Genomic DNA, 2,060 nt, shown 5'->3' with positions numbered 1-2,060 from the left:
ACAGTCGGGTCCGGAGGGACCGGGAGCGGGGCTTCGGACTTCTTGATCGACGGTTGGGAGAGCGGGCGCTGGAGGCCGTACGAGTCGACGAGCTTGAAGCCGCCGATGGCGGCACCCGTCAGCATGACGACGACCAGGACGGACAGGCCGGCGACGATCGGGCGCGAGTACCGGCGCGGTGGTTTGAGCGGCGGGAGCTCGGCGGTGTACTGCGCACCCGAGCGCGACGGGTTGGAGTGCCAGCCGCTCGGGCGCGGACCGCCGGCGCGACGCGTACCGGTGAGCGGCGTGTACGGCGCACCGGTGAGCGGCGCGGTGGGCGGGCCGCTGTAGTCGCTCTCGGTCCCCGGCTCGGTCGGCAGCGGCCGCGCTTTCCGGCGTACGGACGAGGCGTCGAACTCCACCGGGCGCGCCTTGCCGAGACCGACGGGCTGTGCGGTCTTCAGGGTCAGCGGCTCGGACCCGGGAGCGGGTTCCCCGGTAGTGAAATGGCCCGGCTTCGGGACGGAGTCAGGCATCGATCGTTCCCATCTCGCTCAGCTGACCTTGGCGGATGCTGCGCCGAAAGTGTTGCAGGCACCGGGGTTCGTGGTCGCGAAGCCCTGGTTCATCCACAGCGTGTTGCTCTTGCTCGAGCCGTGGTCGCGGACCTTGTCCTTGGCGTACTCGTCGCCGCCGCGCCGGACCTGGTCGTTCCACTGCTGCAGCAGCTCGCCGCGCAGCGGGAAGCTCGCCCGGGCGGCACCGAAGAACACCGCGCCGAAGCAGGACGCCTGCAGCGCCGCGCGCCGGTCCTGATCCAGCTCGGCGGCCTTGTTCGCGGCGGCGTCCGCGAGGTTGGCCGAGGCCTCGACCATCCCGGCCAGGTTCTGCACGTGGACGCCGTACACGAAGCCGAACGCCTGCGCCATCTCCACCCGGGTCGCGGCCCGGTGCTTCGGGTAGTCCTCGACGAGCTTCTGCCACGGCATCGTCACGCTGCCGCCCTGGTCGTCCGGGCAGTACGACGCGAGATCCTGCTGTACGCCGCACGCGGTCTCCTCGCCGTCGTCGAAGACGATCAGCCGCGGCGACCGGAACTCGAAGCCCGCCTTGGTGACGAGCGGCTTCCAGGCCTTGTCCATACATGCGGTCAGCGCCTGGTAGTACGAGCGCACGTTCTCCTTGGAGGTCGGGCGGAACGCGGGCTCGGGACAGTTCACCGCCGGCAGCTTTCCGGCGCTGTAGATCGCATTCTTGCCGACGATGTCGGCGTCCGGCGTACCCTTGCCGACCGGCGCGGTGGTCGTCGGCCCGCCGGTCGCGCTGTCGCCCGGGTTCACCGACGGCGTACCCATCGGGTTCGCGACGAAGCCGTCGTAGTTCGACAGCACCTTGACCGCGAACGTCGCGCCGCCGCCGAGCACCAGCAGGACCGCGGCGACGATCAGCGCGATCAGCCCCTTGGAGCGTTTCTTCGGTACGAACGGGATCGGCTCCGGGTGGAACACCTCGCGGTACGCCGCGGCCGCGCGGTCGTCCGCGGGCGGCGGGCCGAGCCGGGTGCCGGACAGCGTCGTCCGGCTCGGGTCGATCCGGCTGCCGCGCAGCTGGGGATGGACCGACTGGTCGTCCCGGCCGAGCCGTGGTGTGGGTGCCGCCAACGGTGCCGATCCGTCCGGCTTCCGGTTGTCCGCCGTCGTCCGGTCCCCGTCGCCGCCGGGCAGGAAATGCCCGGGCTTGGGCGCCGACTCGTCCGCCATAGGTTTCCGCTTCTCCCCAGTACCGGCCTCCGCCGGACCCCGTCAGAAAGGCCGGCAACACCCCAGAGCCGACCGCCGGCTGATATTACGGCCTGGACCGCCTCGGGGAGAACCGGGTTGCAGCTATTGACACCGTTTCGCGACCGCCGCTACCGGACGCAGTCAGCCGGTTACCCGTCCGTACCCGAGGAAGTGCTGGCTGCCGGCCAGCAGCCGCGGATCGGACTCGACCCGCCGGGCGAACAGGACGGCGGACGGGAGCAGGTCGTCGATCCGGTCCGGCGCGGCGTTCTGCAGGATGTTGGCGGCCGGGCCCTC

1 protein-coding gene and 1 pseudogene are annotated in these 2,060 nt (G+C 71.2%); both read right to left on the bottom strand.

All coding sequences use genetic code 11. From position 1 onward, the window contains the following. A pseudogene (locus VFF46_RS22995) lies at positions 1-518 on the bottom strand (hypothetical protein); the annotation flags it as partial. A gap of 18 nt (positions 519-536) precedes the next feature. After that, the gene (locus tag VFF46_RS22990) at positions 537-1,742 is read right to left on the bottom strand and encodes a neutral zinc metallopeptidase (protein WP_325039258.1); all 1,206 of its coding nucleotides are present in this window, start codon (positions 1,740-1,742) and stop codon (positions 537-539) included. Positions 1,743-2,060: the final 318 nt, after the last annotated feature.

It is taken from the genome of Kribbella sp., from assembly GCF_035655035.1.
Lineage (GTDB): Bacteria > Actinomycetota > Actinomycetes > Propionibacteriales > Kribbellaceae > Kribbella.
Note: the sequence above shows the minus strand (reverse complement) of the source record. Positions and strands in the feature narration are given on the sequence as shown.